17 protein-coding genes and 3 rRNA genes are annotated in these 24,635 nt (G+C 37.8%); 9 read left to right on the top strand and 11 right to left on the bottom strand.

Going from position 1 to position 24,635, the window contains the following annotated elements; translation table 11 throughout:
- Positions 1-231 precede the first annotated feature (231 nt).
- From rrf to RBQ61_RS04460, 8 genes are all read right to left on the bottom strand, one after another.
- Positions 232-348 (bottom strand): 5S ribosomal RNA (gene rrf / locus RBQ61_RS04495).
- 182 nt (positions 349-530) lie between these two features.
- Positions 531-3,453: ribosomal RNA gene (locus RBQ61_RS04490) — 23S ribosomal RNA — on the bottom strand.
- 205 nt (positions 3,454-3,658) lie between these two features.
- Positions 3,659-5,172: ribosomal RNA gene (locus RBQ61_RS04485) — 16S ribosomal RNA — on the bottom strand.
- Together the 16S, 23S and 5S rRNA genes form the textbook arrangement of a ribosomal RNA operon.
- A 592-nt stretch (positions 5,173-5,764) precedes the next feature.
- Positions 5,765-7,240: a lysine--tRNA ligase gene (gene lysS, locus RBQ61_RS04480; protein ID WP_308139323.1), complete on the bottom strand. Its 1,476-nt coding sequence runs from the start codon at positions 7,238-7,240 to the stop codon at positions 5,765-5,767.
- A gap of 39 nt (positions 7,241-7,279) precedes the next feature.
- Positions 7,280-7,753, bottom strand: coding sequence for a transcription elongation factor GreA (greA, locus tag RBQ61_RS04475; protein ID WP_374049909.1), 474 nt, complete (start codon positions 7,751-7,753; stop codon positions 7,280-7,282).
- Between the two features lie 190 nt (positions 7,754-7,943).
- Positions 7,944-8,933, bottom strand: a complete 990-nt coding sequence (gene dusB, locus RBQ61_RS04470) for a tRNA dihydrouridine synthase DusB (protein ID WP_308139321.1) — start codon at positions 8,931-8,933, stop codon at positions 7,944-7,946.
- Positions 8,917-9,720, bottom strand: coding sequence for a biotin--[acetyl-CoA-carboxylase] ligase (locus tag RBQ61_RS04465; protein WP_308139320.1), 804 nt, complete (start codon positions 9,718-9,720; stop codon positions 8,917-8,919). The genes dusB and RBQ61_RS04465 overlap by 17 nt, the downstream gene beginning before the upstream one ends.
- A 46-nt stretch (positions 9,721-9,766) precedes the next feature.
- Entirely contained in the window at positions 9,767-10,840 is a 1,074-nt protein-coding gene (locus RBQ61_RS04460; RefSeq protein WP_308139319.1) for an alanine--glyoxylate aminotransferase family protein, read from the bottom strand.
- A gap of 241 nt (positions 10,841-11,081) precedes the next feature.
- Between RBQ61_RS04460 and RBQ61_RS04455 the strand changes: the two genes are divergently transcribed.
- The 4 genes from RBQ61_RS04455 to RBQ61_RS04440 are packed head-to-tail and all read left to right on the top strand — an operon-like array spanning position 11,082 to position 13,793.
- Positions 11,082-11,450, top strand: coding sequence for a GntR family transcriptional regulator (locus tag RBQ61_RS04455; RefSeq protein WP_308139318.1), 369 nt, complete (start codon positions 11,082-11,084; stop codon positions 11,448-11,450).
- Positions 11,450-12,148 carry an ABC transporter ATP-binding protein gene (locus RBQ61_RS04450; protein WP_308139317.1) on the top strand — a complete coding sequence of 233 codons (699 nt, stop codon included), beginning with the start codon at positions 11,450-11,452 and terminating at the stop codon, positions 12,146-12,148. The genes RBQ61_RS04455 and RBQ61_RS04450 overlap by 1 nt, the downstream gene beginning before the upstream one ends.
- On the top strand, positions 12,141-12,905 hold the full coding sequence (locus RBQ61_RS04445) for a hypothetical protein (protein ID WP_213926097.1): 765 nt from the start codon (positions 12,141-12,143) through the stop codon (positions 12,903-12,905). The genes RBQ61_RS04450 and RBQ61_RS04445 overlap by 8 nt, the downstream gene beginning before the upstream one ends.
- A gap of 36 nt (positions 12,906-12,941) precedes the next feature.
- Positions 12,942-13,793, top strand: a complete 852-nt coding sequence (locus RBQ61_RS04440) for a hypothetical protein (RefSeq protein ID WP_308139316.1) — start codon at positions 12,942-12,944, stop codon at positions 13,791-13,793.
- Between the two features lie 186 nt (positions 13,794-13,979).
- Here RBQ61_RS04440 and RBQ61_RS04435 read toward each other — a convergent pair whose 3' ends face one another.
- From RBQ61_RS04435 to RBQ61_RS04425, 3 genes are all read right to left on the bottom strand, one after another.
- Positions 13,980-14,723 (bottom strand): ABC transporter permease, encoded by a 744-nt coding sequence (locus RBQ61_RS04435; RefSeq protein WP_308139315.1) that lies wholly within the window; start codon positions 14,721-14,723, stop codon positions 13,980-13,982.
- Entirely contained in the window at positions 14,710-15,444 is a 735-nt protein-coding gene (locus RBQ61_RS04430) for an ABC transporter ATP-binding protein (RefSeq protein ID WP_308139314.1), read from the bottom strand. Before RBQ61_RS04430 ends, RBQ61_RS04435 begins: the two co-directional genes overlap by 14 nt.
- Before the next feature lie 73 nt (positions 15,445-15,517).
- Positions 15,518-16,261: a MerR family transcriptional regulator gene (locus tag RBQ61_RS04425; RefSeq protein ID WP_308139313.1), complete on the bottom strand. Its 744-nt coding sequence runs from the start codon at positions 16,259-16,261 to the stop codon at positions 15,518-15,520.
- A gap of 254 nt (positions 16,262-16,515) precedes the next feature.
- Between RBQ61_RS04425 and glgB the strand changes: the two genes are divergently transcribed.
- The 5 genes from glgB to RBQ61_RS04400 are packed head-to-tail and all read left to right on the top strand — an operon-like array spanning position 16,516 to position 24,575.
- A complete protein-coding gene (gene glgB, locus RBQ61_RS04420) occupies positions 16,516-18,438 on the top strand; it encodes a 1,4-alpha-glucan branching protein GlgB (protein ID WP_308139312.1) in 1,923 nt (640 codons plus the stop codon).
- Positions 18,425-19,579, top strand: a complete 1,155-nt coding sequence (locus RBQ61_RS04415) for a glucose-1-phosphate adenylyltransferase (RefSeq protein WP_308139311.1) — start codon at positions 18,425-18,427, stop codon at positions 19,577-19,579. Before glgB ends, RBQ61_RS04415 begins: the two co-directional genes overlap by 14 nt.
- Before the next feature lies 1 nt (position 19,580).
- Positions 19,581-20,699, top strand: coding sequence for a glucose-1-phosphate adenylyltransferase subunit GlgD (gene glgD / locus RBQ61_RS04410; protein ID WP_308139310.1), 1,119 nt, complete (start codon positions 19,581-19,583; stop codon positions 20,697-20,699).
- Positions 20,700-20,707: 8 nt separating this feature from the next.
- A complete protein-coding gene (locus RBQ61_RS04405; protein ID WP_308139309.1) occupies positions 20,708-22,135 on the top strand; it encodes a glycogen synthase in 1,428 nt (475 codons plus the stop codon).
- 10 nt (positions 22,136-22,145) lie between these two features.
- Entirely contained in the window at positions 22,146-24,575 is a 2,430-nt protein-coding gene (locus RBQ61_RS04400) for a glycogen/starch/alpha-glucan phosphorylase (RefSeq protein ID WP_308139308.1), read from the top strand.
- Positions 24,576-24,635 lie beyond the last annotated feature (60 nt).

Raw genomic sequence — 24,635 nt, 5'->3', positions numbered from 1 at the left:
TTATCTTTGTCTTTCTTTACTTTGGTTCTTTTTTTCTTTGAACTCTCAAAGGTTCTTATGCTGTTTTATTGTCTAGGTTCTTCGCTTCTATTTCGAAGCTTTTTTAGTCTAACATACTTGTCATATGTTGTCAAGAAATATTTTATTATTTAATTTTCCGCTTAAAACTCATTGCGGTTTACCTACCATCGATTTTTCAGAACAAAACTCTGAAAAATCGGGTTAGGTCATACCCGGCGACGTCTTACTTTCCCAGGCAGTTGCCCGCCAAGTATCATCAGCGCTGAAGAGCTTAACTTCCGTGTTCGAGATGGGTACGGGTGTGTCCTCTTCGCTATTGTCACCAGATATATAAAAGTTCTTTCAGAACTTTCAAAATCGCATAGGAATTTTTAGATTAGACATTTTTGCGCAGTCTCATTCACCAATTTACTTGCTCCTTGCGTCGCATAAATTGGGAATTCGTTGCGAATGACCTACCTTCAATTTTTTTCTCCTTTTAGTCGAAAATATTGGGTTAGGGCATCTTTGAGGTCAAGACCTCGACCTATTAGTATTGCTCAGCTGAATGCATTGCTGCACTTACACATGCAACCTATCAACCCGTTAACATATCGGGGGTCTTACTCACTTGCGTGATGGGAAATCTTATCTTAGGGCTAGTTTCGCGCTTAGATGCTTTCAGCGCTTATCTAATCCAGACTCAGCTACTCAGCTATGCCACTGGCGTGACAACTGATGCACCGGCGGTCTGTCCATTCCGGTCCTCTCGTACTAGGAACAGCTCCCTTCAAATTTCCTGCGCCCACGGCGGATAGGGACCGAACTGTCTCACGACGTTCTGAACCCAGCTCGCGTGCCTCTTTAATGGGCGAACAGCCCAACCCTTGGGACCTGCTTCAGCCCCAGGATGAGACGAGCCGACATCGAGGTGCCAAACCTCCCCGTCGATGTGGACTCTTGGGGGAGATAAGCCTGTTATCCCCAGGGTAGCTTTTATCCGTTAAGCGATGGCCTTTCCACTCGGTGCCACCGGATCACTAAGTCCAACTTTCGTTCCTGCTCGAGATGTCTCTCTCGCAGTCAAGCTCCCTTCTGCCTTTACACTCTTCGCACGATTTCCGACCGTGCTGAGGGAACCTTTGAGCGCCTCCGTTACTCTTTCGGAGGCGACCGCCCCAGTCAAACTGCCCAACTGACAGTGTCCATATACCGGTTCACGGTATCATGTTAGAAATTCAGTAACAATAGAGTGGTATCCCAACGTTGGCTCCACCGATACTGGCGTACCGATTTCTCTGCCTCCCACCTATTCTGTACAATTGCTACCGAATTCCAATGTCAGCCTGCAGTAAAGCTCCATGGGGTCTTTCCGTCCTGCCGCGGGTAACTCGCATCTTCACGAGTACTACAATTTCACCGGATCTATTGTTGAGACAGTGCCCAAATCGTTACACCTTTCGTGCGGGTCGGAACTTACCCGACAAGGAATTTCGCTACCTTAGGACCGTTATAGTTACGGCCGCCGTTTACTGGGGCTTAAGTTCAAAGCTTCTCTTTCGATGACTTCTCCCCTTAACCTTCCAGCACCGGGCAGGTGTCAGCACCTATACTTCATCTTTCGATTTAGCAGATACCTGTGTTTTTGGTAAACAGTCGCTTGGGCCTGTTTTCTGTGGCCCTTCTAAGCTCCAACAGTTCTGTCTTCACTCTGAAGGGCACCCCTTCTCCCGAAGTTACGGGGTCATTTTGCCTAGTTCCTTAACAATAGTTCTTCCGCTCATCTTTGGATTCTCTCCTTGCCTACCTGTGTCGGTTTACGGTACGGGCACCTTCTTGCTCGATAGAGGCTTTTCTTGACAGTGTGGGCTCAGCTGCTTCACTACTTATTTTCGCTCCCATTCGTATCTCAGGATTGACGTTACGGATTTGCCTGTATCGTCTCCCTACTTACTTAGACGCACTTTTCCAGCTGTGCGCCAGCTTACCCTCCTGTGTCACCCCATTTCTCAAACGCTTAAAGGTGGTACTGGAATTTCAACCAGTTGTCCATCGCCTACGCCTTTTGGCCTCGGCTTAGGTCCCGACTTACCCTGAGTGGACGAGCCTTCCTCAGGAATCCTTAGGCTTTCGATGGGTGAGATTCTCACTCACCTTTCGCTACTCATGCCAACATTCTCTCTTCTGTACAGTCCACGACTCCTTTCGGTAGTGCTTCTATCCGTACACAATGCTCCTCTACCGATACCTATTGGTATCCCACAACTTCGGTAATAGATTTTAGCCCCGGACATCTTCGGCGCAAAACCACTCGACCAGTGAGCTATTACGCACTCTTTTAATGAATGGCTGCTTCTAAGCCAACATCCTGGTTGTCTGTGTAGTTTTACATCCTTTTCCACTTAATCTATATTTTGGGACCTTAGTTGGTGATCTGGGCTGTTTCCCTTTTGACTATGAAACTTATCTCACATAGTCTGACTCCCTAGCAACATATATATGGTATTCGGAGTTTGATAGGTTTTGGTAACGTATAACGCCCCTAGACCATTCAGTGCTCTACCCCCACTATACTTACTTGAGGCTAGCCCTAAAGCTATTTCGAGGAGAACCAGCTATCTCCGGGTTCGATTGGAATTTCACCGCTATCCACACGTCATCCCGTAGCTTTTAAACGCTAATGGGTTCGGTCCTCCACCAGATTTTACTCTAGCTTCAACCTGCACATGGATAGGTCACCCGGTTTCGGGTCTACAACATGCAACTTTCGCCCTTTTCAGACTCGATTTCTCTTCGGCTCCTAACCTTTGGTTATTAACCTTGCTGCATATTGTAACTCGTTGGCCCGTTCTACAAAAAGTACGCGGTCACACTTTTGTGCTTCCACTGTTTTTAGGCTCAGGGTTTCAGGTTCTTTTTCACTCCCCTCCCGGGGTTCTTTTCACCTTTCCCTCACGGTACTATTCTCTATCGGTCACTGGGTAGTATTTAGCCTTGGGAGGTGGTCCTCCCTGCTTCCCACAAGATTCCTCGTGTCCCGTGGTACTCTGGATCATATCCTCGCTTCAAACTGTTTTGCTTACGTGTCTATCACATTCTTTGGAGGAGCTTTCCAGCTCTCTTCGGCTACAGTTTTCTGTCTCTTTGATATGTCCTCAACCCCAAGTATTTCTACTTGGTTTGGGCTCTTCCGCTTTCGCTCGCCGCTACTTACGGAATCATTTTTTATTTTCTCTTCCTAAGGGTACTTAGATGTTTCAGTTCCCCTCGTTCCCCTCATACAGCTATTTATTCACTGTATGATACATAAGGTTTACCTTATGTGAGTTTCCTCATTCGGATATCTGCGGATTATCGGCTGCTTACGCCTCCCCGCAGCATTTCGTAGTTTGCCACGTCCTTCTTCGGCTCCCAGTGCCAAGGCATTCGCCCTTAGCCCTTTCTATCTTGACCTGTTTGTCATTGTTATGTCTTCATAACATTTTTTTTTGGTTAAATTGTATTTATTATTTAAAATTTGAATTTAACTAATGTCTTCTCTTTTCATTTTCCTATGCAATTTTCAAAGTTCTGTGGTTTTATACTGTATCCTTCAGTCTTGCTTTACTTTTTTTTAAAGCAAGCAATAAAACAGCATAAGTCCTTTAGTTCTCCTTAGAAAGGAGGTGATCCAGCCGCACCTTCCGATACGGCTACCTTGTTACGACTTCACCCCAGTCATTGATCCTACCTTCGGCGCCTGCCTCCTTGCGGTTAGCTCAGCGACTTCGGGTATTACCAACTTCCATGGTGTGACGGGCGGTGTGTACAAGACCCGGGAACGCATTCACCGCGACATTCTGATTCGCGATTACTAGCAACTCCGACTTCATGTAGGCGAGTTGCAGCCTACAATCCGAACTGGGATCGGTTTATTGGGATTTGCTCCGGATTGCTCTTTCGCTTCCCTTTGTACCGACCATTGTAGCACGTGTGTAGCCCAAGACATAAGGGGCATGATGATTTGACGTCATCCCCACCTTCCTCCGATTTATCATCGGCAGTCTCTTTAGAGTGCCCAGCTTTACCTGCTGGCAACTAAGGATAAGGGTTGCGCTCGTTGCGGGACTTAACCCAACATCTCACGACACGAGCTGACGACAACCATGCACCACCTGTCTCCCTTGCTTCCGAAGAAGAGAGTACATCTCTGCACTGGTCAAGGGGATGTCAAGCCTTGGTAAGGTTCTTCGCGTTGCTTCGAATTAAACCACATGCTCCGCTGCTTGTGCGGGTCCCCGTCAATTCCTTTGAGTTTCAGTCTTGCGACCGTACTCCCCAGGCGGAGTGCTTATTGTGTTTACTTCGGCACTGACCATCGCTGGCCAACACCTAGCACTCATCGTTTACAGCGTGGACTACCAGGGTATCTAATCCTGTTTGCTACCCACGCTTTCGTGACTCAGCGTCAGTTACAGTCCAGTAAGCCGCCTTCGCCACTGGTGTTCCTCCTAATATCTACGCATTTCACCGCTACACTAGGAATTCCGCTTACCTCTCCTGCACTCAAGTAATACAGTTTCAAATGCTAACTATGGTTAAGCCTTAGCCTTTTACATCTGACACATACTACCGCCTACTCACCCTTTACGCCCAGTAAATCCGGACAACGCTCGCCCCCTACGTATTACCGCGGCTGCTGGCACGTAGTTAGCCGGGGCTTCCTCCTTGGCTACTGTCATTTTTTTCTTCACCAAGGACAGAGTTTTACGATCCGAAAACCTTCTTCACTCACGCGGCGTCGCTGCATCAGGGTTTGCCCCATTGTGCAATATTCCCCACTGCTGCCTCCCGTAGGAGTCTGGACCGTGTCTCAGTTCCAGTGTGGCCGTTCACCCTCTCAGGCCGGCTACTGATCGTCGCCTTGGTAGGCCTTTACCCCACCAACTAGCTAATCAGACGCGAACTCATCCTATACCTCTAACGATTTGACTCATCGACCATGCGGTCATCAAGTGTTATATGGTTTTAATCCCGGTTTCCCGAGGCTATTCCTTTGTACAGGGCAGATTGTTCACGCGTTACTCACCCGTCCGCCACTAAGTATATTCCGAAAAACATACTTCGTTCGACTTGCATGTGTTAGGCACGCCGCCAGCGTTCGTCCTGAGCCAGGATCAAACTCTCGTTTTATATTCTTGCTCAAGATAGCGCTTAGCTTATCTTTGTCTTTCTTTACTTTGGTTCTTTTTTTCTTTGAACTCTCAAAGGTTCTTATGCTGTTTTATTGTCTAGGTTCTTCGCTGTCGTCCGAGACAGCTTTGGTAGTTTATCACATTCACTTTAGCTTGTCAAGAATTTTTTAACTTATTTTTTCTTGACAGCTGCTCTTTCGAGACAGCTTATATAGCTTATCACATTTGTTCTTGCTCGTCAAGAAGTTTTTACTTCTTTTTTCAAGCTTCTTTTCTTTATTTGCTTGTCGTCATTTGAGACAACTTTGATAGTTTATCATCTTTGACTTAGCTTGTCAAGAATTTTTTTATGCCATTTTTTCTATTGTCTCTTTCTTGAGACAGCTTGTGCAGTTTACAATATTTTATTCTTATTGTCAACTGCCAATATTTTCTTGCGTTCCACTTGTGTCAAGCGAAACACAGCTTTGATAGTTTACCACCGGTGTATGTTTTTGTCAACATACATTAAGCGGTAATTTTTAACAAATGGGTGTGCTGCAAAAATAAAAACAGAGCAGATTAACTGCTCTGTCACGTTGCCTTTTATGCTAATCTATAGGTTTCATTGTTGGGAACAAAATAATGTCTCTTATAGTCGGCTGATTTGTAATCAGCATTATTACTCTATCAACACCAATCCCAAGTCCGCCTGTAGGAGGAAGCCCTACTTCAATTGCATTAATGAAGTCATTATCCATCATGTGAGCTTCATCGTCACCTGCTTCTTTTTGTTTTAGCTGTTCTTCGAATCTTTCTCTCTGGTCAATAGGATCATTAAGCTCCGAAAATGCATTAGCAATTTCCCATGTATTCGCAAATGCTTCAAACCTATCTGTAAGCCTTGTATCCTCAGTATTTCTCTTTGCAAGAGGTGATATCTCAACAGGATGATGAGTTACAAATGTAGGTTGCTCAAGGTATGCTTCGCAAAACTCTTCAAACATTTCACTTATTACATGCCCTCTTGTCATCAAAGGCTTAATTTCTATACCCTTTTGTTTTGCAATTTCTATAGCTTCTTCATCGGTATTAATCAAATCAAAGTCTATTCCGGTTACTTCCTTTACCATATCCTGCATTTTTACTCTTTTCCATGGAGGTGTAAAGTCTATTACCTTTCCCTGGAATTCTATTTTTGTTGTTCCCCTAGCTTTTTTAGCTACATATGCCACTATGTTTTCAGTAAGTGTCATCATATCATTAAAGTCTGCGTATGGTTTATACACTTCCATAGCTGTATATTCAGGATTATGGTTTGCATCCATTCCTTCATTTCTAAACATTTTGCCCATCTCATAAACACCGTCGCCTAAACCGCCGACTACAAGCCTCTTTAAGAAAAGCTCATTAGCAATACGCATATACATATCAATATCAAGAGTGTTGTGATGAGTTACAAATGGCCTTGCATTTGCTCCTCCTGCAATAGGGCTGAGAATTGGAGTTTCAACTTCTAGATATCCTTCTCCGTCTAAGTATTCTCTAATGCCTCTTATTATTTTATTGCGCATCATGAATACATCCTTAATTTCAGGATTAACAATCAAATCAACATATCTTTGTCTATATCTTAAATCCGTATCTTTCAAACCGTGAAATTTTTCAGGCAGCGTCTGTAATGACTTTGAGAGAAGCTTAACTTCTGCAGCTTTAATTGAAACCTCGCCTGTCTTTGTTTTGAAGACTTCTCCCTTAACACCTATTATATCTCCTATATCATAAGTTTTAAGCCATTTGTATTCTTCCTCACCAATTAGATCCTTTTTAGCAAACATCTGAATTCTGCCTAAATGATCCTGTATATCATAAAATCCTACCTTGCCTTGCCCTCTTTTAGACATAATTCTACCGGCAACGGAAACAATTTTTCCTTCCATCTCCTCATAATTGTCTTTTATGTATTGAGAGTTAGAAGTTACCTCATACTTTGAAATTTTATACGGATCTCTGTCAGCATTTACTAAATCCTTTAATTTATCTACTCTTACCTGCCTTAAATCTCCAGTTTGTTGTTCACTCAACACTAGCACCACCTTATCATATGTTTAATTATTTTAATTCATTTATACTGTGAGTATTTCATATTTTATCACATCTCCTGCCGGAGATGCAACTTCAATTATATCTCCTATTTTTTGCCCAATCAATGCTTTGCCCAACGGTGATACATTTGATATTTTTCCCTTAAACGGATCGGCTTCGGCAGAACCTACTATTATGTATTCCATAGTTTCGTCAAATTCCAGATCTTTTATTGTAACCTTTGAACCTATACTTATTACTCCTTTTTGTTTCCCCGTCTTAATAAGTTTTACGTTTTTTATCATTTGTTCAATTTTTGCAATTCTCGCTTCAACGTTTGCCTGCTCGTTTTTTGCTTCGTCATACTCAGCATTTTCACTGATATCCCCAAATGCCAATGCAACTTTAATTTTTTCGGAAATCTCTTTTCTCTTTGTGAGTTTCAAAAATTCTAATTCGTTTTTTAATTCTTCCAAACCCTCTGCAGTAATCAAAGTCTCATTATTCCTCATAATTATTGCTCCTTTTAATGTTGTTGCTTTCTACAAAATTAATGCATTTTATCAATTATATTATATAAAGCATGATGTATATCTATTTTATTATAGATTTAATATAATATGATAATTTGATTGGTAATTCTTTCAATTAATTAAAACATTATAATCAAGGAACTTAAAAATGTCAAGATTTTTGTTTACTATTTTAAAACACTTCTATTGCTTTTATATACTCATTCAAAACACCGAGCATATCATCAGCTGTCGTTATTTTATTTATTTTATTTCTAGTCTCGGAGGAATTCTTCATTCCTTTCATATACCATGCAGCAAATTTTCTCATTTCAAGTATTGCAATCTTTTCGTCAAGCTCATCCACAAGCATCAATGCATGCCTTTTTATCATTTGAATTTTATCCTTGACTGTCGGTTCAAAAAAGTCGTCATTTCCGCTAAATATTTTAGCAATATTCATAATAAGCCACGGATTTCCTAGTATACCTCTCGCAACCATTACTCCGTCACAACTGGTGGCTTCAGACATTTTTACAGCATCTTGGGGACTATAGATATCTCCGTTTCCAACTATAGGAATATTTACACTTTCTTTTACTTTTTTTATTACATTATAATCAGCTCTTCCCGTATAAAATTGCTCTCTTGTCCTGCCGTGCACAGCAATCATATCAGCTCCATTATACTCTAATACCTTTGCAAACTCAGGAGCATTTATATTGTTAGAATCCCATCCAGACCTTATTTTAACCGTAACAGGCTTTACGGAAATCTTCTTGATTTTATTTACTATTTCACCTGCCAGTTTCGGAGATCTCATCAGAGCGCTTCCATCACCATTCTTGACTATTTTAGGCGTCGGACATCCCATGTTAATATCTATTATATCTATATCCTTCCTATTATTTATATAATCATTCACAACATAAGCCATTATATCAGGATCGCTTCCAAATATCTGAAGGGAAACCGGGCGGTTTTTTTCATTTATTTTCATAAGCCTTTTAGTTTTAACATCTTTATAGTACAATCCTTTTGCACTTACCATTTCTGTGCACACAAGACCGGCTCCCATTTCTTTGCATATTGTCCTATAAGTGATATCCGTTACTCCTGCCATAGGTGCAAGAACTATATTTGCAGCTAACTCAACACTGCCAATTTTAAGCATTTTGTTCATATGTTATAATTGTCTCTCCCGGATTTAATATTTCTTCATTTCCTTTGTCATTAATAACAATAAGCCAGCCTTTTTCATCAATTCCTCTTGCATAAACTTTTCTTTTTGTTTTCTTTCCTTTTTTTATTATTTCAATATTTTTACCTGTAATAACAGATTTTTTATTAAAAATGTAGGCTGCACTTAATTTTTTCTCTCCACTTGAGAGTCCTCGGCAATATCCCTCTATCTTGTTTAAAATCATCCCTATAAGGGCTTCTCTGTCAATTTCCGCAGAAGTTTCAATCATTAAAGAGGTTGCTTTATCTCTTATTTCTTCATTTAATTCTTCTTTGTTAATATTCGCATTAATGCCCAGTGATATTATAACTCCATCAACTTTATTTTTTTTCCCTATTAGGCCACTGCTTACTGATGAAATCTTGTTCACTCCTACAAAAATATCATTTGGCCATCTTATGCTGCTGTCTATTTTATATAACTCATTTAACGCTTCGCAAATTGACGCGCATGCTAATATGTCGTACTTTGATACAGGATGAACATTTGCCATGGGCTTTAAAATTATGCTTAAATAGATGTTTTTTTCAGGATAGCACATCCATTCTTTTCCCATTCTTACTCGCCATTTCTCCTGATCTTCACATAATACAACAGCTCCGTCTGGACATGTTGCAAATATGCTTTTAGCCTTTGAGTGTGTGGAAGTCAATAAATCGTATTGTATTATGGTTCTTCCAATTGCTTTCGTATTGAGGCAGTCATTAATTTTGTTTAAATCATACATTATATCCCTCATTTCCAGACTATATTACTATAAAGGAATTTTCTCGTCAAGAAATGGATAAAATCTCCTCAATTACTGTGAGTAATTCTTTTAGATCATTCAAATTCAAATCTGCCATGTGTGCGATTCTGAAAGTTTTCTCCTTCAATTCTCCGTAGCCGTTAGATATAGCAAACCCCTTTTTCCCAAGTTCTTCATTAAGGTCCTTAACACTTATTCCCCTGGTGTTTTTGATTGTAGTCAAAGTTACAGAAGCATTTTTTTCTTCAGCAAATAATTCAAAGTTTCGCTTTGCCCACTCTCTTGTGTATTCTGCCATCTCCTGATGACGTTTGAACCTGTTATCCAGACCTTCTTGCATTATACGGTCAAGCTGGTAATCAAGCGCAAACATCAGAGATAAATTTGGAGTTGAAGGATATTGGTAGTCTTTTTTCTTTATTGCATCATACAGGCTCACCAAATCTAAATAGTATCCCCTGTTTTTAACTCCTCTTGCTTTTTCAACAGCTCTTTCAGATAAAGTACATATGGAAAGCCCAGGAGGAAGTCCAAGGGCTTTTTGTGAAGAAGTTATGCAGATGTCTATTTTAAGCTTATCAACTTCAATCTTCACTCCTCCAGCGGAACTTACAGTATCTACACAAAATATTACATCTGGATATTTTCTTACAACATTGCTGATTTCTTCTAATGGATTCATAACTCCCGTTGATGTTTCATTGTGAGTTACCGTTATCAAGTCATACTTTCCAGTTGACAATACTTCGTCAACAATTTCCGGCTCTGTAATTCCGCCGGGCTCTGATTTAAAAAGATCGGCTTCAATTCCATTCGATCTCGCCATTTTATGCCATCTATCTCCAAAAGACCCTATTGAGAAAACTGCAGCTCTGTTTTTAGTACAACATCGAACTGCAGCCTCCATCAATCCACTTCCGGAGGAGGTAGAAAGGAGTATTTCATTTTCTGTATAAAATAATTTTCTTAGTTTATCTGATATATCTCTTTGTAGTTTTGAAGCTTCCTTACTTCTATGTCCTATCATAGGAGTCGCCATTTTATTTAATATCTCCTGCTTTACTTCAACAGGTCCGGGAATAAATAATTTCTTATGCATAAACCCTCCATAATAATTAAAAAATATAATTGTCTCATTTATTATACTTTATTCGATTAGTTATCTGTTCCTTAAAAATAGTTGCTTGAAGTATATACCTTTAATAATTTGGTGTCAAGAATTATTGAATAATCTAATCAATATTGTTACAATTTATTAACACAAAAGTAGTTGACTTAAAATAAGTATTAGTGTACTATTTAACTATGATACTAATATACTATGATTGAGTGGGTGAAGCATGGAATTTAATAATAACATACCGATTTATTTGCAGGTTATGGAAAAAATAAAGCAGGATATAGTTTCAAAAAAACTTAATCTCGGAGATAAAATGCCGTCCTCGAGAGATTTTGCTAATGAGCTTGGTATCAATTTTAATACAGTCGCAAGAGTTTATAAGGAGATGGAAATGGAAGAAATTTTATTTACAAAAAGAGGGGTTGGAACTTTTATTACTGAAAGCCCTGAAAAAATTGACCGTTTGAGATATGAAATGGCTGGAAAGTTGATAAAAGTGTTCACTAGCGGAATGCATCAAATAGGATACACAAAAAAAGATATGATTAAATTTATTGAAGAAGACAATAGTATGGAGGAAAATGTATAATGCAATTGCTAGAGGTAAAAAATCTAAATAAAAAATATAATAGCAAAACAGCTTTGAATAATGTGAGCTTTAATTTGGAGCATGGCAAAATTTACGGGCTTTTGGGCCCAAACGGCAGTGGTAAAACAACATTGATGAAAGTTATTGCCGGTTTGCACAAGCAGTCTTCAGGACAAATTTTATTAAACGGTAATCCGTTGTCCTATAAATCCAAGTCCGAATTATCGTATATGCCAACTGAAAATTTTATTTGTGAATCTTTCAAGGTCAAAGATGCCATAAAATTTTACGCGAACATGTACAAAGATTTTCGAGAGGAATATGCCTTCAATATATTGAGCGAAATTAATGTGGATAAAGAATTTAAAGTTTCCAAGCTATCTTCCGGACTGGTTGGAAAACTAAAGGTTGCCCTGGCATTGTCAAGAGATGTTGATTTGTATATGCTGGATGAGCCTTTGAACGGTGTAGACGTGCTGTCCAGAGACATAATTATGGATTTGATAACAAGAACATACAATGAAAGTAAAACAATAGTGATATCCACTCATTTGGTCAGTGAGATAGAAAAAATACTTGATTCTGTTATATTCATTAAAAATGGCAATATTGAACTATCAGGCGAAGCTGAAGAACTGAGAATATCTAAAGGAATGTCTGTTGAGGGAATATATAAGGAGGTTTTTAAAAATGCTTAACTTAATAAAATATGAATTTATTAAAAAATCTAGGCTTCTGCTGATTACTGCAGTAGCATCATTAGCAGCAAATATACTGTTAATTTTAAACAACGAGTCCGGAAGCATCTTGTTTATTTCTTTGTTTCCAATAGTAGTAGGTATTCTATATACTGTAGATATTTTGAAAATGTATAGTGACGATTTAAACAAAAAATCTGGATATATGCTGTTTATGACTCCAAACAGCGGTTACAAAATAATTGTATCAAAGCTTTTTACAGCTGTAATTGAGGGATTTGCAATATTATTTACGTACTTTATATATATACTGATTAACGGTTCCTACATTATATATAAGTCAGGAAACATGATAAAAATAAATGAAATTATTGTTGTTGTGAATAAACTTATATCGGGAAACTTTGGATTAAACTTAGGTCATATATTTATGTTTTTAATCACGGCTCTGCTTTTCCTAATAAGCTTTTTAACTACTGCCTACACCGCAATGACTATAAGGAAAAGTATATTTTCAGAAATAAAATTTGGAGGAGCACTCAGTTTTTTAATCTTTCTGCTTCTTAACTGGCTGCTTTCAACTATTTCCTCTGAACTGTTTGACCTTTTACCAACATATTACAGTTCATTTGCTTCATACCCAACTGCTTCAGAATTAGTTTATATACTTCTGCCAATTAACATCGTTTCAATCGTACAAATAATTGTATTAACGCTTTGTTCAGGGTATCTTCTTGAACATAAGATAAATTTGTAATACTTGTATAAATAAATTAAATCAAAGGGGTAATTTATGAAAAAAATAATAAGTTTATTATTAGTAGCATTAGCTGTATCATCACTCAGCGGCTGTACATCCATTAATGAAGTGGACGAAGACAAAGTAAAGGATGTGACAAATAAGCTCACAGAAGTGCTTGTTAATACAGTGGGTAATGAAAAAGCTGAGCGCCTGGAATCACACAGTATAAATGCTGCGGGATTAAGCATGTTAAAGGTTACAAACTCTGTTGGAAATATAGATATTACAACAAGTGATTCAGATGAAGCAACCATTGATTTGAATATTACTGCTAAAACAGGATCAACAGAAAAATCAGAACAGCTGGTTTCTGACTTCATCTATTCTATTGAAACGACTTCTGATTCAATTGATATAAATACTTCTTTTAAAGAGATAAAACTTGATGATACCAATATATCTACCGACTTAAAAATTGCTGTTCCCAACAATATCAACAATATAGTTATTTCATCAAATGTCGGCGATATATTCGTCGAAAAAATTAACGGAGAATTTGACATTTCCAACAATGTTGGGAACATCACCATTAAAAATTCAAAAGCTTCCTACAATATCATAACAAATGTAGGTGAAATAGTCGTATCCGAAGCTTCTGCCGATAAAAATTCAGAATTCACTACAAATACAGGCGACATTGATGTTGTATTTAACGACATAACAGGAGCTGAAAGCATAAAAGCAGTGACTGACGTTGGAGACATAAGCTTAAAAGTACCTAAGGATTCCAGCTATGAAGCTGAAATAAGTGAATTCATGGGAAATGAACGAACCGAAAAAAATAAGGATGGCCTCACCAAGATTAAATTAAAAACCGGTGTTGGAGATATCGATTTTAATTAGTACTAAAAAGATGCATTTGTCCCTTCATTTCTTTATGTGGAGAAAACAGGGGCGGCCTCAATCAAAAAACGGTATAGTCTTTGTGGCTATACCGTTTTTTGCTGCATCTGAAGTGTCTGATCTCTGATTTGGTTGCAAGTCTTACTACCGCAGACAGGGCATAAAAAATCCACTCTTCTTAATTCATTATTCCCATTTAAAAAACCGAAGCGACACACCAATGCAAACAGTAGCGAATACCAACATAACTATAACAGGAATGAACACGCTTTCAATTGTAAGCCCTAAAGATGCGGCTTTCAAAATTTTTATGCCCTGTGTCAGAGGTAAAATATCGGCTGCCTTTTGTAGTGCACTCGGCATCACCTCATACGGCACAGTTGCTCCAGAAAAAATAAGCATTGGGAAATATAGCAAACTTGCAATAGCGCTTGCTATTTGAGAGTTTGGGGAAATCCCGCCAACCATCATACCAATGCTGAACATTGACAGCATTACCAACATATAACCGCCAAGAAAAACCAGCAAAGAACCGCCCATTTGAAAACCGAAAAAGATAGCCGAAACAGCATAAAGCAATACCAAAGAAACAACCGAGTAAATCATGTATATCACAACATGCACTGCCAAAATTATCGCAGGGCTGACAGGTGTTACCTTAAAACGCTTCAATATTTTTCTGATTCGGTAATCGGATACCACTAAAGGCAGACCCATTACACCACCTGCACAAATGGCAATAGTAGTTAAGGCTCCAAAAGATTGTTCCAGAAAAGTGTATTCCGCACCATCAAAAGCGGGTTTATTACCATAAATAATACCAAGTATAATCAAAACCACAAGTGGCATACAGATAGCAAAGATGATCATATCCATGCCCCGCAAGGAGAGCTTCAACTCATTTTTAAGCATTGTCCTAAATGTTCTCATAGTCAGTTACCTCATCATCAGAGTACCATAAATAAGCATTTTCAAATTTATCAAAGGGGCTGCCTGCAACAGCTTCTTTCACTGTCCCGTAAAAGGCAGCTTTTCCTTTTTTGAGTATGCAAATGGTATCGCATAACACTTCTACCTCTTCCATAAAATGAGAGGTCAAGAAGATTGTCAATCCTTTTCTTTTGAGGTCAAATAAGATTTTCCATACCTCCCGCCTGGCTTTTGCATCAAGCCCTGTTGTCAGCTCGTCTAAGAAAACAATCTTCGGATTGGGTATAAGAGCCAAAACTATAAATAACTTTTGCCGTTGTCCTCCCGAAAGCTCTTTGACCAAATTTTTTGCATTATCGAAAATACCAAATTGCTTTAACAGCTCTCGATAGTCTGCTGCACTCTTATAAAGTGATTGTGTTACCTCGCACAATTCTGATACCGTCACCTTATCTTGGTAATTTGCTTCTTGAAACTGTACTCCGACATCTTCAAAAATTTGTTTTCGTTGCCGAAGCGGACTCATTCCCAAAATGGAAATTTCCCCTGAATCGGGCTTCTTTGTGCCTAAGATACATTCAATAGTTGTGCTTTTTCCTGCACCATTCGCACCAAGCAGCCCAAAAACCGTTCCTTGCTTTACCGACAAATCCAAATTTTGAATTGCCGCCAGCTTGCCATACGATTTTGAAAGCCGCCTTACACTGATAATTTCATCCATCTTTAATCCTCCTTTTTCTGTTGTCGTCTTACTACCTTATCAGTTCAAAGAAGGTTGGTGTTAAGATGTAGGGTTAAGAAAATCTTCTTTTAATATCCATAAGAATATCCACCATTATTTCCGCATTTTTTGCAGCTATCTGTAAGGATACAATAAGCCTGTCGCAGGCAGAAATGATGTCCGTATCATCTTTGGGCGTATTAAGCACTTGTTTTATGTTCGCCTGCGGGTTGTCCGAAAGTGCATTAAGCATACGCAAAATCGCTTCTAATGAATAATTAGCGCACCGAAGCGTCCTTATTATTTTCAATCGTTTTACATCTTCTCCTGTGTAAAAACGGTATCCGTTTTGCTTACGTTTTATCCGAAGTAAACCATTAAGCTCCCAATTTCGGAGTGTATCCATAGAAATATTTAGATGCTCCGAAACTTCTTTCCGTTTTAAGCAAAGATTATTCGCTGCTGCCTTGCCACCTAAAACCTGCTTTGCTATGTCAATTGCTTCCTCAGCCTTTTTTTGTTCATCGTGTATCTGGCTCAAATACTCACTTGCCAAAATTAGGGCCTTGTCAAAATCCCCACTTGCAGAAACTTTAACTGTTTCCACAATCTTTTTTCTCAGACCGCTCTGAAGAACCTCTGTCTTAAAAGCGATTCTGGCAAGTCTAAGCTGTTCTATATGAAAATCCGTAAACACCCTGTAACCATTAGATTTACGCTCTGCTTTTGGTATCAGGCCCCATTTTTCGTAAAAGCGGACTGTATTCGGGTGTATTCCGATAATCTTTGCAACTTCCGAAGTTTTATATGTATTCATATATCATTACCTCCATCGTACCAATTTTATCACATCTCAAAAGTCTGGTGGTATAATGGAGGGTCTATTTAACAAATTTCTTTTGTATCTGCATGTGTACAAAAAGATTTTTTATTTATATGCCAAAGAGGACATAGGTAATCTGAGCCGAAATTGCATAACAACTTTTTTTACATTATTTTTAGTTTTGTTTTGGTATTATAGTGGTATACTTATAATATATAGTGTCTTAACTAATTTTAGCGGAGAGTATTATGAAAAATACCCATGAACTTCCAATATATCTATTTCATCAGGGCACAAACTACTATTCATATAAGTTTTTAGGCTCACATATTGCAGATAACGGATCCGGCGCCACCTTCAGGGTGTGGGCACCGAAAGCAAAAGCAGTACATGTTGTAGGTGATTTTAACAACTGGCAAAAAGAAGAACGGCACAAAATGAATAAAATTAAAAGCAGCGGTATTTGGGAACTATACATACCCCTCTTAAATTCCGGCAATCTCTACAAGTACCTAATAACAACCAGAGAAGGAATAGAAACATATAAGTCCGACCCATACGCATTCTCATCTCAGACGAAACAGGACACCGCATCTATAGTTTATCCCACAGATAATTACAACTGGAATGATGACAGATGGCAAACATATAAAAAATCAATAAACATATATGAAAAACCTTTAAATATATATGAGCTGAATCTGTCTTCATGGAAACGCAGAGATGACGGAAGTCTTCTTACATGCAAAGAAATTGTCCAGCCTCTTATCAAACATGTTAAAGAACATAACTTCACTCATATTGAATTGATGCCCCTAATGGAGCATCCCTTTGACGGATCCTGGGGATACCAGATATCAGGATACTATGCACCTACAAAACGACTTGGCAACCCTGAGGATTATAAATTTTTAATTGATAAATGTCACCAAAATGGAATAGGCGTCATCCTTGACTGGGTTCCTGCCCATTTCCCCAAGGATGCCCACGGTTTGTACATGTTTGACGGCAGCTGCCTGTATGAATATAACGATGCTTGGATCAGAGAAAACAAAGGTTGGGGAACTCACAAATTCGATTACGGAAAACCGGAAGTTTGCTCTTTTTTAATATCTAATGCAATTTTTTGGATTGAAGAGTATCATATTGACGGCTTAAGAGTAGATGCCGTAAGCTCAATGTTATATCTAAATTACGACAAAAAAGAAGGCGAATGGATTCCAAATAAATATGGAGGAAATGAAAATCTAGAAGCAATAGCTTTTTTAAAAAACCTTAATGAAACGGTTTTAAAACTTCATCCTGACACAATGATGATTGCGGAAGAATCAACTGCATGGCCTATGGTTACAAAACCTCCGTATCTTGGAGGTCTCGGATTCAACTTCAAATGGAATATGGGATGGATGAATGATATTTTAGAATATATGGAAACCGATCCATTTTTCAGGAAATACAAACATAAAAACATTACATTCTCCCTCCATTACGCTTTCAGTGAAAACTTCATCCTTCCACTATCTCATGATGAGGTCGTCCACGGGAAAAAATCAATACTTAATAAAATGCCAGGCTCCTATGAGGAAAAATTTGCAAATGTAAGAGTTCTTCTGGGCTTTATGGCTGCACATCCGGGGAAAGAATTAAATTTTATGGGATATGAAATCGGACAATTTACTGAATGGAATCATAACAAAGAAGTGGAATGGTTTATGAAAAATTATGAATATCACAATAAATTGAACATATATATTAAAGTCTTAAATGAATTTTATCTTAATCATTCCGAGCTATGGGAAATAGATTATTCATGGGACGGCTTTAAATGGATTTCTAATGACGACTACGAACAAAACATCATTGCATTTAAAAGAATTAATAAAAAAGGAAATGAATTGATTGCCGTAATTAATTTTTCACCAGTTGAAAGAAGTGACTACATGGTAGGAGCAGAACATGGAACATATACAGAAATATTTAACAGTAATGCTTCAGAATTCGGAGGAACTGGAACAGGAAACCGCGCTAAAATTACTTCATCTGAAGGCGGTATGCACGGCTTTGATTCACACATTTCCATAAAACTGCCGCCTTTGTCGATAATTTTCTTAAAAAAAGATGAAATATACAATATGAATAAAATGGGAGGTAGAATATATGAAATCATTTAAAAAGGAATGTGTTGTCATGCTTCTGGCAGGTGGACAGGGAAGCAGGCTTGGAACACTTACTCAAAAAATAGCAAAACCATCTGTACCCTTCGGGGGCAAGTATAGAATAATAGATTTTCCCTTGTCCAACTGCGTAAATTCAGGGCTTGATACTATAGGTGTACTGACACAGTATCAGCCTCTTAAATTAAACTCCTACATCGGCGACGGAAAGTCCTGGGATCTTGATAGGATGAACGGAGGTATTCAAATACTTCCTCCTTATCAAAGAGTCGGTGATTCTGAATGGTACTCGGGAACAGCAAATGCTATTTATCAGAACATGAATTTCATAGACCAATATGATCCGGATTTTGTTCTTGTTCTCTCAGGCGATCACATATACAAAATGGACTATTCTCTAATGATAAAGTACCACAAAGAGAAAAATGCGGATTGCACAATTTCAGTTATAGATGTCCCTTTGAATGAAGCATCGCGCTTTGGCATATTAAGCTCAGACGATGACGGAAGAATCACAAACTTTGAGGAAAAACCGAAAAAACCCAAAAGCACAAAAGCTTCCATGGGAATTTACGTGTTTACATGGAATAAACTTAAGCAATACCTTGAATCAGATGATAAAAATCCAGATTCTTCAAAAGATTTCGGAAAAGATGTAATGCCTTTAATGCTTAAATCTGGCGAAAAAATGTACTCTTACGAATTTAAAGGATATTGGAAAGATGTAGGTACAATTGATTCATTATGGCAGGCCAACATGGATTTACTGGGAAATGACGGCTTCAACCTGTCTGGTGACGGGGTTATTTATTCAAGACATGCCGAAAGGCCCCCTCAATACATAAGCGGAAACTCTTCTGTTAAAAATTCAATAGTTTCAGAGGGTGCTGTAATATTTGGTTCTGTAGAAAATTCGGTGATATTTTCAGGTGTAAGAATAGGAGAAGGCGCTAAAATAAAAGATTCTGTTATAATGGCCGACGTTGAAATAAAAGATAACTCAATTATAAACAATTCAATTATAGATGAAGAAGTAATTATCGGACCCAATATAAAGATCGGATATCCAAGGGGTGAAAGCCTTGAAATTACTGTAATACCAAGAGAAAGTATCATAAACAACATGCAGGAGGTCTAGTATGAATACTTTAGGAATAATATTCTCAGATATGCAGGACTGGAACATGACAGAACTTGCTTCGCATCGTTCCGTTGCAGCCATACCTTTCGGAGGAAGGTACAGGCTTATTGATTTTCCTTTATCAAATATGGTCAATTCAGGAATGAATAAAATATGCATTATAACAAAAAGTAATTATCGATCGCTGATGGAACATGTTGGAAGTGGAAAGGACTGGGATCTTTCAAGAAAAAAAGGGGGTATTCTGATATTTCCTCCTTACGCTGTGGGAGAAAACCACGGATTATTTCAAGGCAGACTGGATGCTTTGAAAAGAGTATTGGATTATATATCCTCTTCAAAAGAAAAGTATGTAGTTATGTCTGACTGCGACATGATATACAATATTAACTACAAAGATGTTATACGTTACCATGAAGAAAAGAATTCGGATATAACTGCAATTTACACAACAACTCAAATTGAAAAAAACAGCTCCGTTCATAAAATAATATATGAGTTTGACAAAGATGGAAGAGCTGACGATATACTGGTTTATCCTGTTACAAGCGGTACTCATAATGTTGGTTTAAGCACCTGGGTAATGAACAAGGATTTTCTGGAATCCATAATATATGATGCTATAGCCAGAAATTATAAAGATTTCAGTTATGATGTTCTTGCAAAGAAAGTCCATTCGCTGAGAATCTATGGTTATAAATATAATGGTTATTTTGCTCACATTGATTCACTCCAAAGCTACTACGACCACAGCCTTGGTTTGCTGAAAAAAGAAAATCTGCAGAGCCTGTTTTACTCTAAAACCGGCCCTATTTATACAAAAACCAAGGATTCAGCACCAACAAAGTACATGCAGGGAGCAAATGTCAAAAATTCTTTGATAGCAAGCGGCTGCGTTATTGAGGGAACTGTTGAAAACAGCATTATCTTCCGTGGAGTAAAAATAGGTAAAAACGCTTCAGTCAAAAACTCTATAATAATGCAGCATGGAGTAATAGGGGAAAATGCAAGTCTGGACTCTATTATAACAGATACATACGCTCAAGTTACAAATAACAGAGTTCTACTGGGATATGCCAACTGTCCGTTTTTTATAAAAAAATTCTCGGTTGTATAGGAGGAACTATGAGTAAGATGAAAATTCTATATGCGGCATCCGAAGCCGCCCCATTTATTGCTACAGGAGGTCTTGGAGAAGTTGCAGGTTCACTGCCTAAGGCTTTAAAGAAAAAATATGGTGATTCAATCGATATAAGAATAATTTTGCCGCTGTATCAAGGAATTTGGGACAGGAGTGGATTTGAGTTTGTTGGTAAAACAACAGTCCCCCTTGTATGGAGGCAGCAGTATTGCGGAGTTTTTAAAAAAGAAGTAAACAATATTACATATTATTTTATCGATAATGAATACTACTTTAAAAGAAGTGAATGCTATGGGCACTTTGATGACGGAGAAAGGTTTGCGTTTTTTTCTAAGTCTGTGCTTTTTATACTTCCCATGCTTGATTTTTTCCCTGATCTGATTCATTTAAATGATTGGCAAACATCTCTTATTTCTGTTTATTTAAAAACCATTTACTCAACTTCCGCGGATTACAGGGATATACGTACGGTTTTTACTATACATAACATTGAATATCAGGGAATATATGATATGTCCATTGCAGAGGATGTGTTTGGAATTTATGGCAATGAAAAATCTATTGTTGAATTTAACGGCTCGATAAATCTGCTTAAAGGAGCCATGGAAACCTGCGATATTATAAGCACAGTAAGCGAAAGCTATTCAAAAGAAATATTTGACGATTACTACGCGCACGGACTTGCTTCTATAATAAAAAGAAACAGTTCAAAAGTCAAAGGTATACTAAATGGGATAGATACAGATTATTATAATCCGGAAACAGATACATCGCTTTTTGAAAATTACAATGAAAGTAATATTGAAAATAAATATTCTAATAAAATTAATCTTCAAATTATGGCAAACCTTCCACAAGATAAAGAAATCCCTGTTATAGGAATAATTTCAAGGCTTGTCAAGCACAAGGGATTTGACCTCATAATAAATAGCATAGAAAATTTACTGAAAGAAAAGGTTCAGTTTATAATTTTAGGAAAAGGCGACAGAAGATATGAACTTCGTTTTAAATCGCTTCAGGAAATATATCATGACAAAATAGCTGTTAGGATTGATTTTAATCCGGATCTTGCAAAAAAATTATATGCAGGCTCAGATTTCCTTCTTATGCCTTCAATAAGCGAGCCTTGCGGAATTGCCCAAATGATTGCATCCCGCTACGGCACGGTACCAATCGTAAGAGAAACCGGCGGACTTAAGGATTCCATAAAAGACTGCAGCTTGGGATCAGGAAATGGATTTACATTCTATGAGCAAACTTCTGATGCCTTGGAAAACACCGTAAAAAGAGCACTAAAGGTTTATGAAAACAAAGATGATTTTACAAAACTTGTGAAAACAGTTATGAATATGGATTTCAGCTGGACAAAATCCGCCGAAAAATACTATGATATGTACAAAGACTTAATGTAGGAGCTAAATAATGTTTGAAAATATGAATTCAAAACTCATAAATGTCCTAATAGATGAAGAAATTTCACGCTATTGGAATATAGAACCCAAAAATGCGAATTCAAACCAGGTATACAGAGCCGTTTGTGTTGTTATTAGAGATATTCTTCTCAATAAAAGAAATAAATTTATTAATAGTGCAAACAAAAAAGGGAAAAAACAGGTTTACTATATGTGCATGGAGTTTCTGCTTGGGAAATCTATGAAAAACAGCCTGCATAATTTGCATATTGAAAAAGAAGCTGAAGAAGCCCTTAAAAAGTATAATGTCACCTTACAAGAGCTATATGATATTGAAAAGGACCCCGGTTTAGGTAACGGAGGGCTTGGAAGACTTGCAGCATGTTTTATGGATTCCCTTGCTACTCTGAATTATCCGGCAACGGGTTATTCTATAAAGTATGAATTTGGTCTTTTTAAGCAAAAAATTATTGACGGCTGGCAGACAGAACTTCCGGATGATTGGCTTACTACATCAGATGCCTGGCTTGTCCCTAAGACAGAAGAGCGTGTCACGGTTAAATTTGACGGAACCGTACAAGAAGTATGGACTGAAAATGGACTGAAAATTAATTACTTGTATCCTACTGAAATTGAAGCAATCCCTTATGATATGTTCATTTCCGGATCTGACAGTGAAGGAGTCAGTCTGTTGAGATTATGGGAATCACGAAGCCTTAATTCAATTGATATGAATCTGTTTTCCCAGGGAGATTATATACGGGCGTTGTCAGAGGATTCAATGGCAGAAGCAATATCCAAGGTTTTGTATCCTTCAGATAATCATAGTGAAGGCAAAATTTTAAGGCTTAAACAACAATATTTCCTTGTTTCTGCATCAGCTCAAGATATTGTCAGAAATCACTTCAGCAAATATTCGAACTTTGATAATTTCAGCGAAAAATGTGCAATTCACATTAATGATACACACCCTGCTCTCATAATACCGGAGCTCATGCGTATTTTTATGGATGAATATAATTATTCATGGGAAAAATCTTGGGATATTGTAACAAATACAGTTTCATACACCAATCATACAGTTCTTACGGAAGCCCTTGAAACATTTGATGTGAATATTGTAAAAGCAAAGCTTCCCAGAATCCATATGATTATTGCCGAGATAAACAAAAGGTTTCTTGATGAAGCAAAGAGAAAATACAACGGAGACTGGAACAGAGCTGTTCAAATGTCAATTTTCAGCTATGACAGAATTAACATGGCCAACCTATGCATAGTGGGAAGTCATACAGTAAACGGCGTTGCAAGCCTTCATACTGAAATACTTAAGCGTACGGTTTTCAAAAATTTTTATGATTACAGTCCAAATAAATTTATGAGTATAACAAACGGAATAGCACATAGAAGATGGCTGAATCAGGCAAACCCGCAGCTTAAGAAGCTTCTTGATAACTTAATAGGCCCCGGTTATTCGTTTCACGCTGAAAATTTATACGACTTGAAAAAATACTACGAAGACGATTCTGTTCTAGAAAAATTAGATAATATCAAATACAACAATAAGAAAAGACTTGCTGAATATGTAATGAAAAATGAACATATTGCGCTCAATATTGATTCAATATTTGATATACAAGCCAAAAGGCTTCATGAATACAAGAGGCAGCTTTTAAATGCACTTCGGATTATAAGCCTTATAATAGATATAAATGACGGCAATACTGAAGGCATAGTTCCGGAAACATTTATATTTGCTGCAAAAGCTGCGCCAGGCTACTTTAGAGCAAAAGAAACAATAAAACTCATATATGCCCTTAGCGAATATATAAATAAAAACACCTTTATAAAAAAATATATAGATGTTGTATTTTTAGAAAACTATTCAGTATCTCTTGCTGAACTTATCATTCCTGCCGGTGAGTTAAGTGAACAAATTTCTCTCGCCGGTAAAGAAGCAAGCGGCACAGGCAATATGAAGTTCATGCTAAACGGCGCTGTTACAATAGGCACATACGACGGAGCAAATGTTGAAATAATAAATCAAGTAGGAGAAGAGAACTTTTTCTTGTTCGGAATGAGAGATTATGAGGTTGAGAATCTTTGGAAAAAAGGCTACTCTTCAATTGTATATTATCAAAAGAACATTAAACTTAGAAAAATAATTGATTTTCTAAACAAAGGTATTTCCGGTAAATCGTTCGAATCCATAAGCAAATATCTCATAGGCGGACCACAGGTAGGCGATCCGTACATGTGCTTTGCTGACTATGACAGCTATATGGATGTTCATAAAAAAGCATCCCTTTTGTATTTCAACGACAAAAGGAAATGGAATCAAATGTCTCTGATGAATATTGCCTGCGCTGGTGTATTTTCCTCTGACAGATCAATAAAAGAATATGCAGATAAAATCTGGAATCTTAAAACCATTAATGATTAATATTAATAACATATAAACAAAGGATGCCTGACAATTGCATCCTTTGTTTACAAGATAGGA

Origin of the sequence: Sedimentibacter sp. MB35-C1 (assembly GCF_030913635.1) — a bacterium.
GTDB lineage: Bacteria > Bacillota > Clostridia > Tissierellales > Sedimentibacteraceae > Sedimentibacter.
Note: the sequence above shows the minus strand (reverse complement) of the source record. Positions and strands in the feature narration are given on the sequence as shown.

What these genes read in the sequence shown, in the direction of transcription:
- RBQ61_RS04415 (WP_308139311.1), top strand. Translation starts at nt 18,425, where the DNA reads ATGAAATCATTTAAAAAGGAATGTGTTGTCATGCTTCTGGCAGGTGGA.
- RBQ61_RS04435 (WP_308139315.1), bottom strand. Translation starts at nt 14,723, where the DNA reads ATGAGAACATTTAGGACAATGCTTAAAAATGAGTTGAAGCTCTCCTTG.
- glgB (WP_308139312.1), top strand. Translation starts at nt 16,516, where the DNA reads ATGAAAAATACCCATGAACTTCCAATATATCTATTTCATCAGGGCACA.
- RBQ61_RS04400 (WP_308139308.1), top strand. Translation starts at nt 22,146, where the DNA reads ATGTTTGAAAATATGAATTCAAAACTCATAAATGTCCTAATAGATGAA.
- RBQ61_RS04425 (WP_308139313.1), bottom strand. Translation starts at nt 16,261, where the DNA reads ATGAATACATATAAAACTTCGGAAGTTGCAAAGATTATCGGAATACAC.
- RBQ61_RS04450 (WP_308139317.1), top strand. Translation starts at nt 11,450, where the DNA reads ATGCAATTGCTAGAGGTAAAAAATCTAAATAAAAAATATAATAGCAAA.
- RBQ61_RS04430 (WP_308139314.1), bottom strand. Translation starts at nt 15,444, where the DNA reads ATGGATGAAATTATCAGTGTAAGGCGGCTTTCAAAATCGTATGGCAAG.
- RBQ61_RS04445 (WP_213926097.1), top strand. Translation starts at nt 12,141, where the DNA reads ATGCTTAACTTAATAAAATATGAATTTATTAAAAAATCTAGGCTTCTG.
- RBQ61_RS04460 (WP_308139319.1), bottom strand. Translation starts at nt 10,840, where the DNA reads ATGCATAAGAAATTATTTATTCCCGGACCTGTTGAAGTAAAGCAGGAG.
- RBQ61_RS04455 (WP_308139318.1), top strand. Translation starts at nt 11,082, where the DNA reads ATGGAATTTAATAATAACATACCGATTTATTTGCAGGTTATGGAAAAA.
- dusB (WP_308139321.1), bottom strand. Translation starts at nt 8,933, where the DNA reads ATGAACAAAATGCTTAAAATTGGCAGTGTTGAGTTAGCTGCAAATATA.
- RBQ61_RS04405 (WP_308139309.1), top strand. Translation starts at nt 20,708, where the DNA reads ATGAGTAAGATGAAAATTCTATATGCGGCATCCGAAGCCGCCCCATTT.
- RBQ61_RS04465 (WP_308139320.1), bottom strand. Translation starts at nt 9,720, where the DNA reads ATGTATGATTTAAACAAAATTAATGACTGCCTCAATACGAAAGCAATT.
- RBQ61_RS04440 (WP_308139316.1), top strand. Translation starts at nt 12,942, where the DNA reads ATGAAAAAAATAATAAGTTTATTATTAGTAGCATTAGCTGTATCATCA.
- glgD (WP_308139310.1), top strand. Translation starts at nt 19,581, where the DNA reads ATGAATACTTTAGGAATAATATTCTCAGATATGCAGGACTGGAACATG.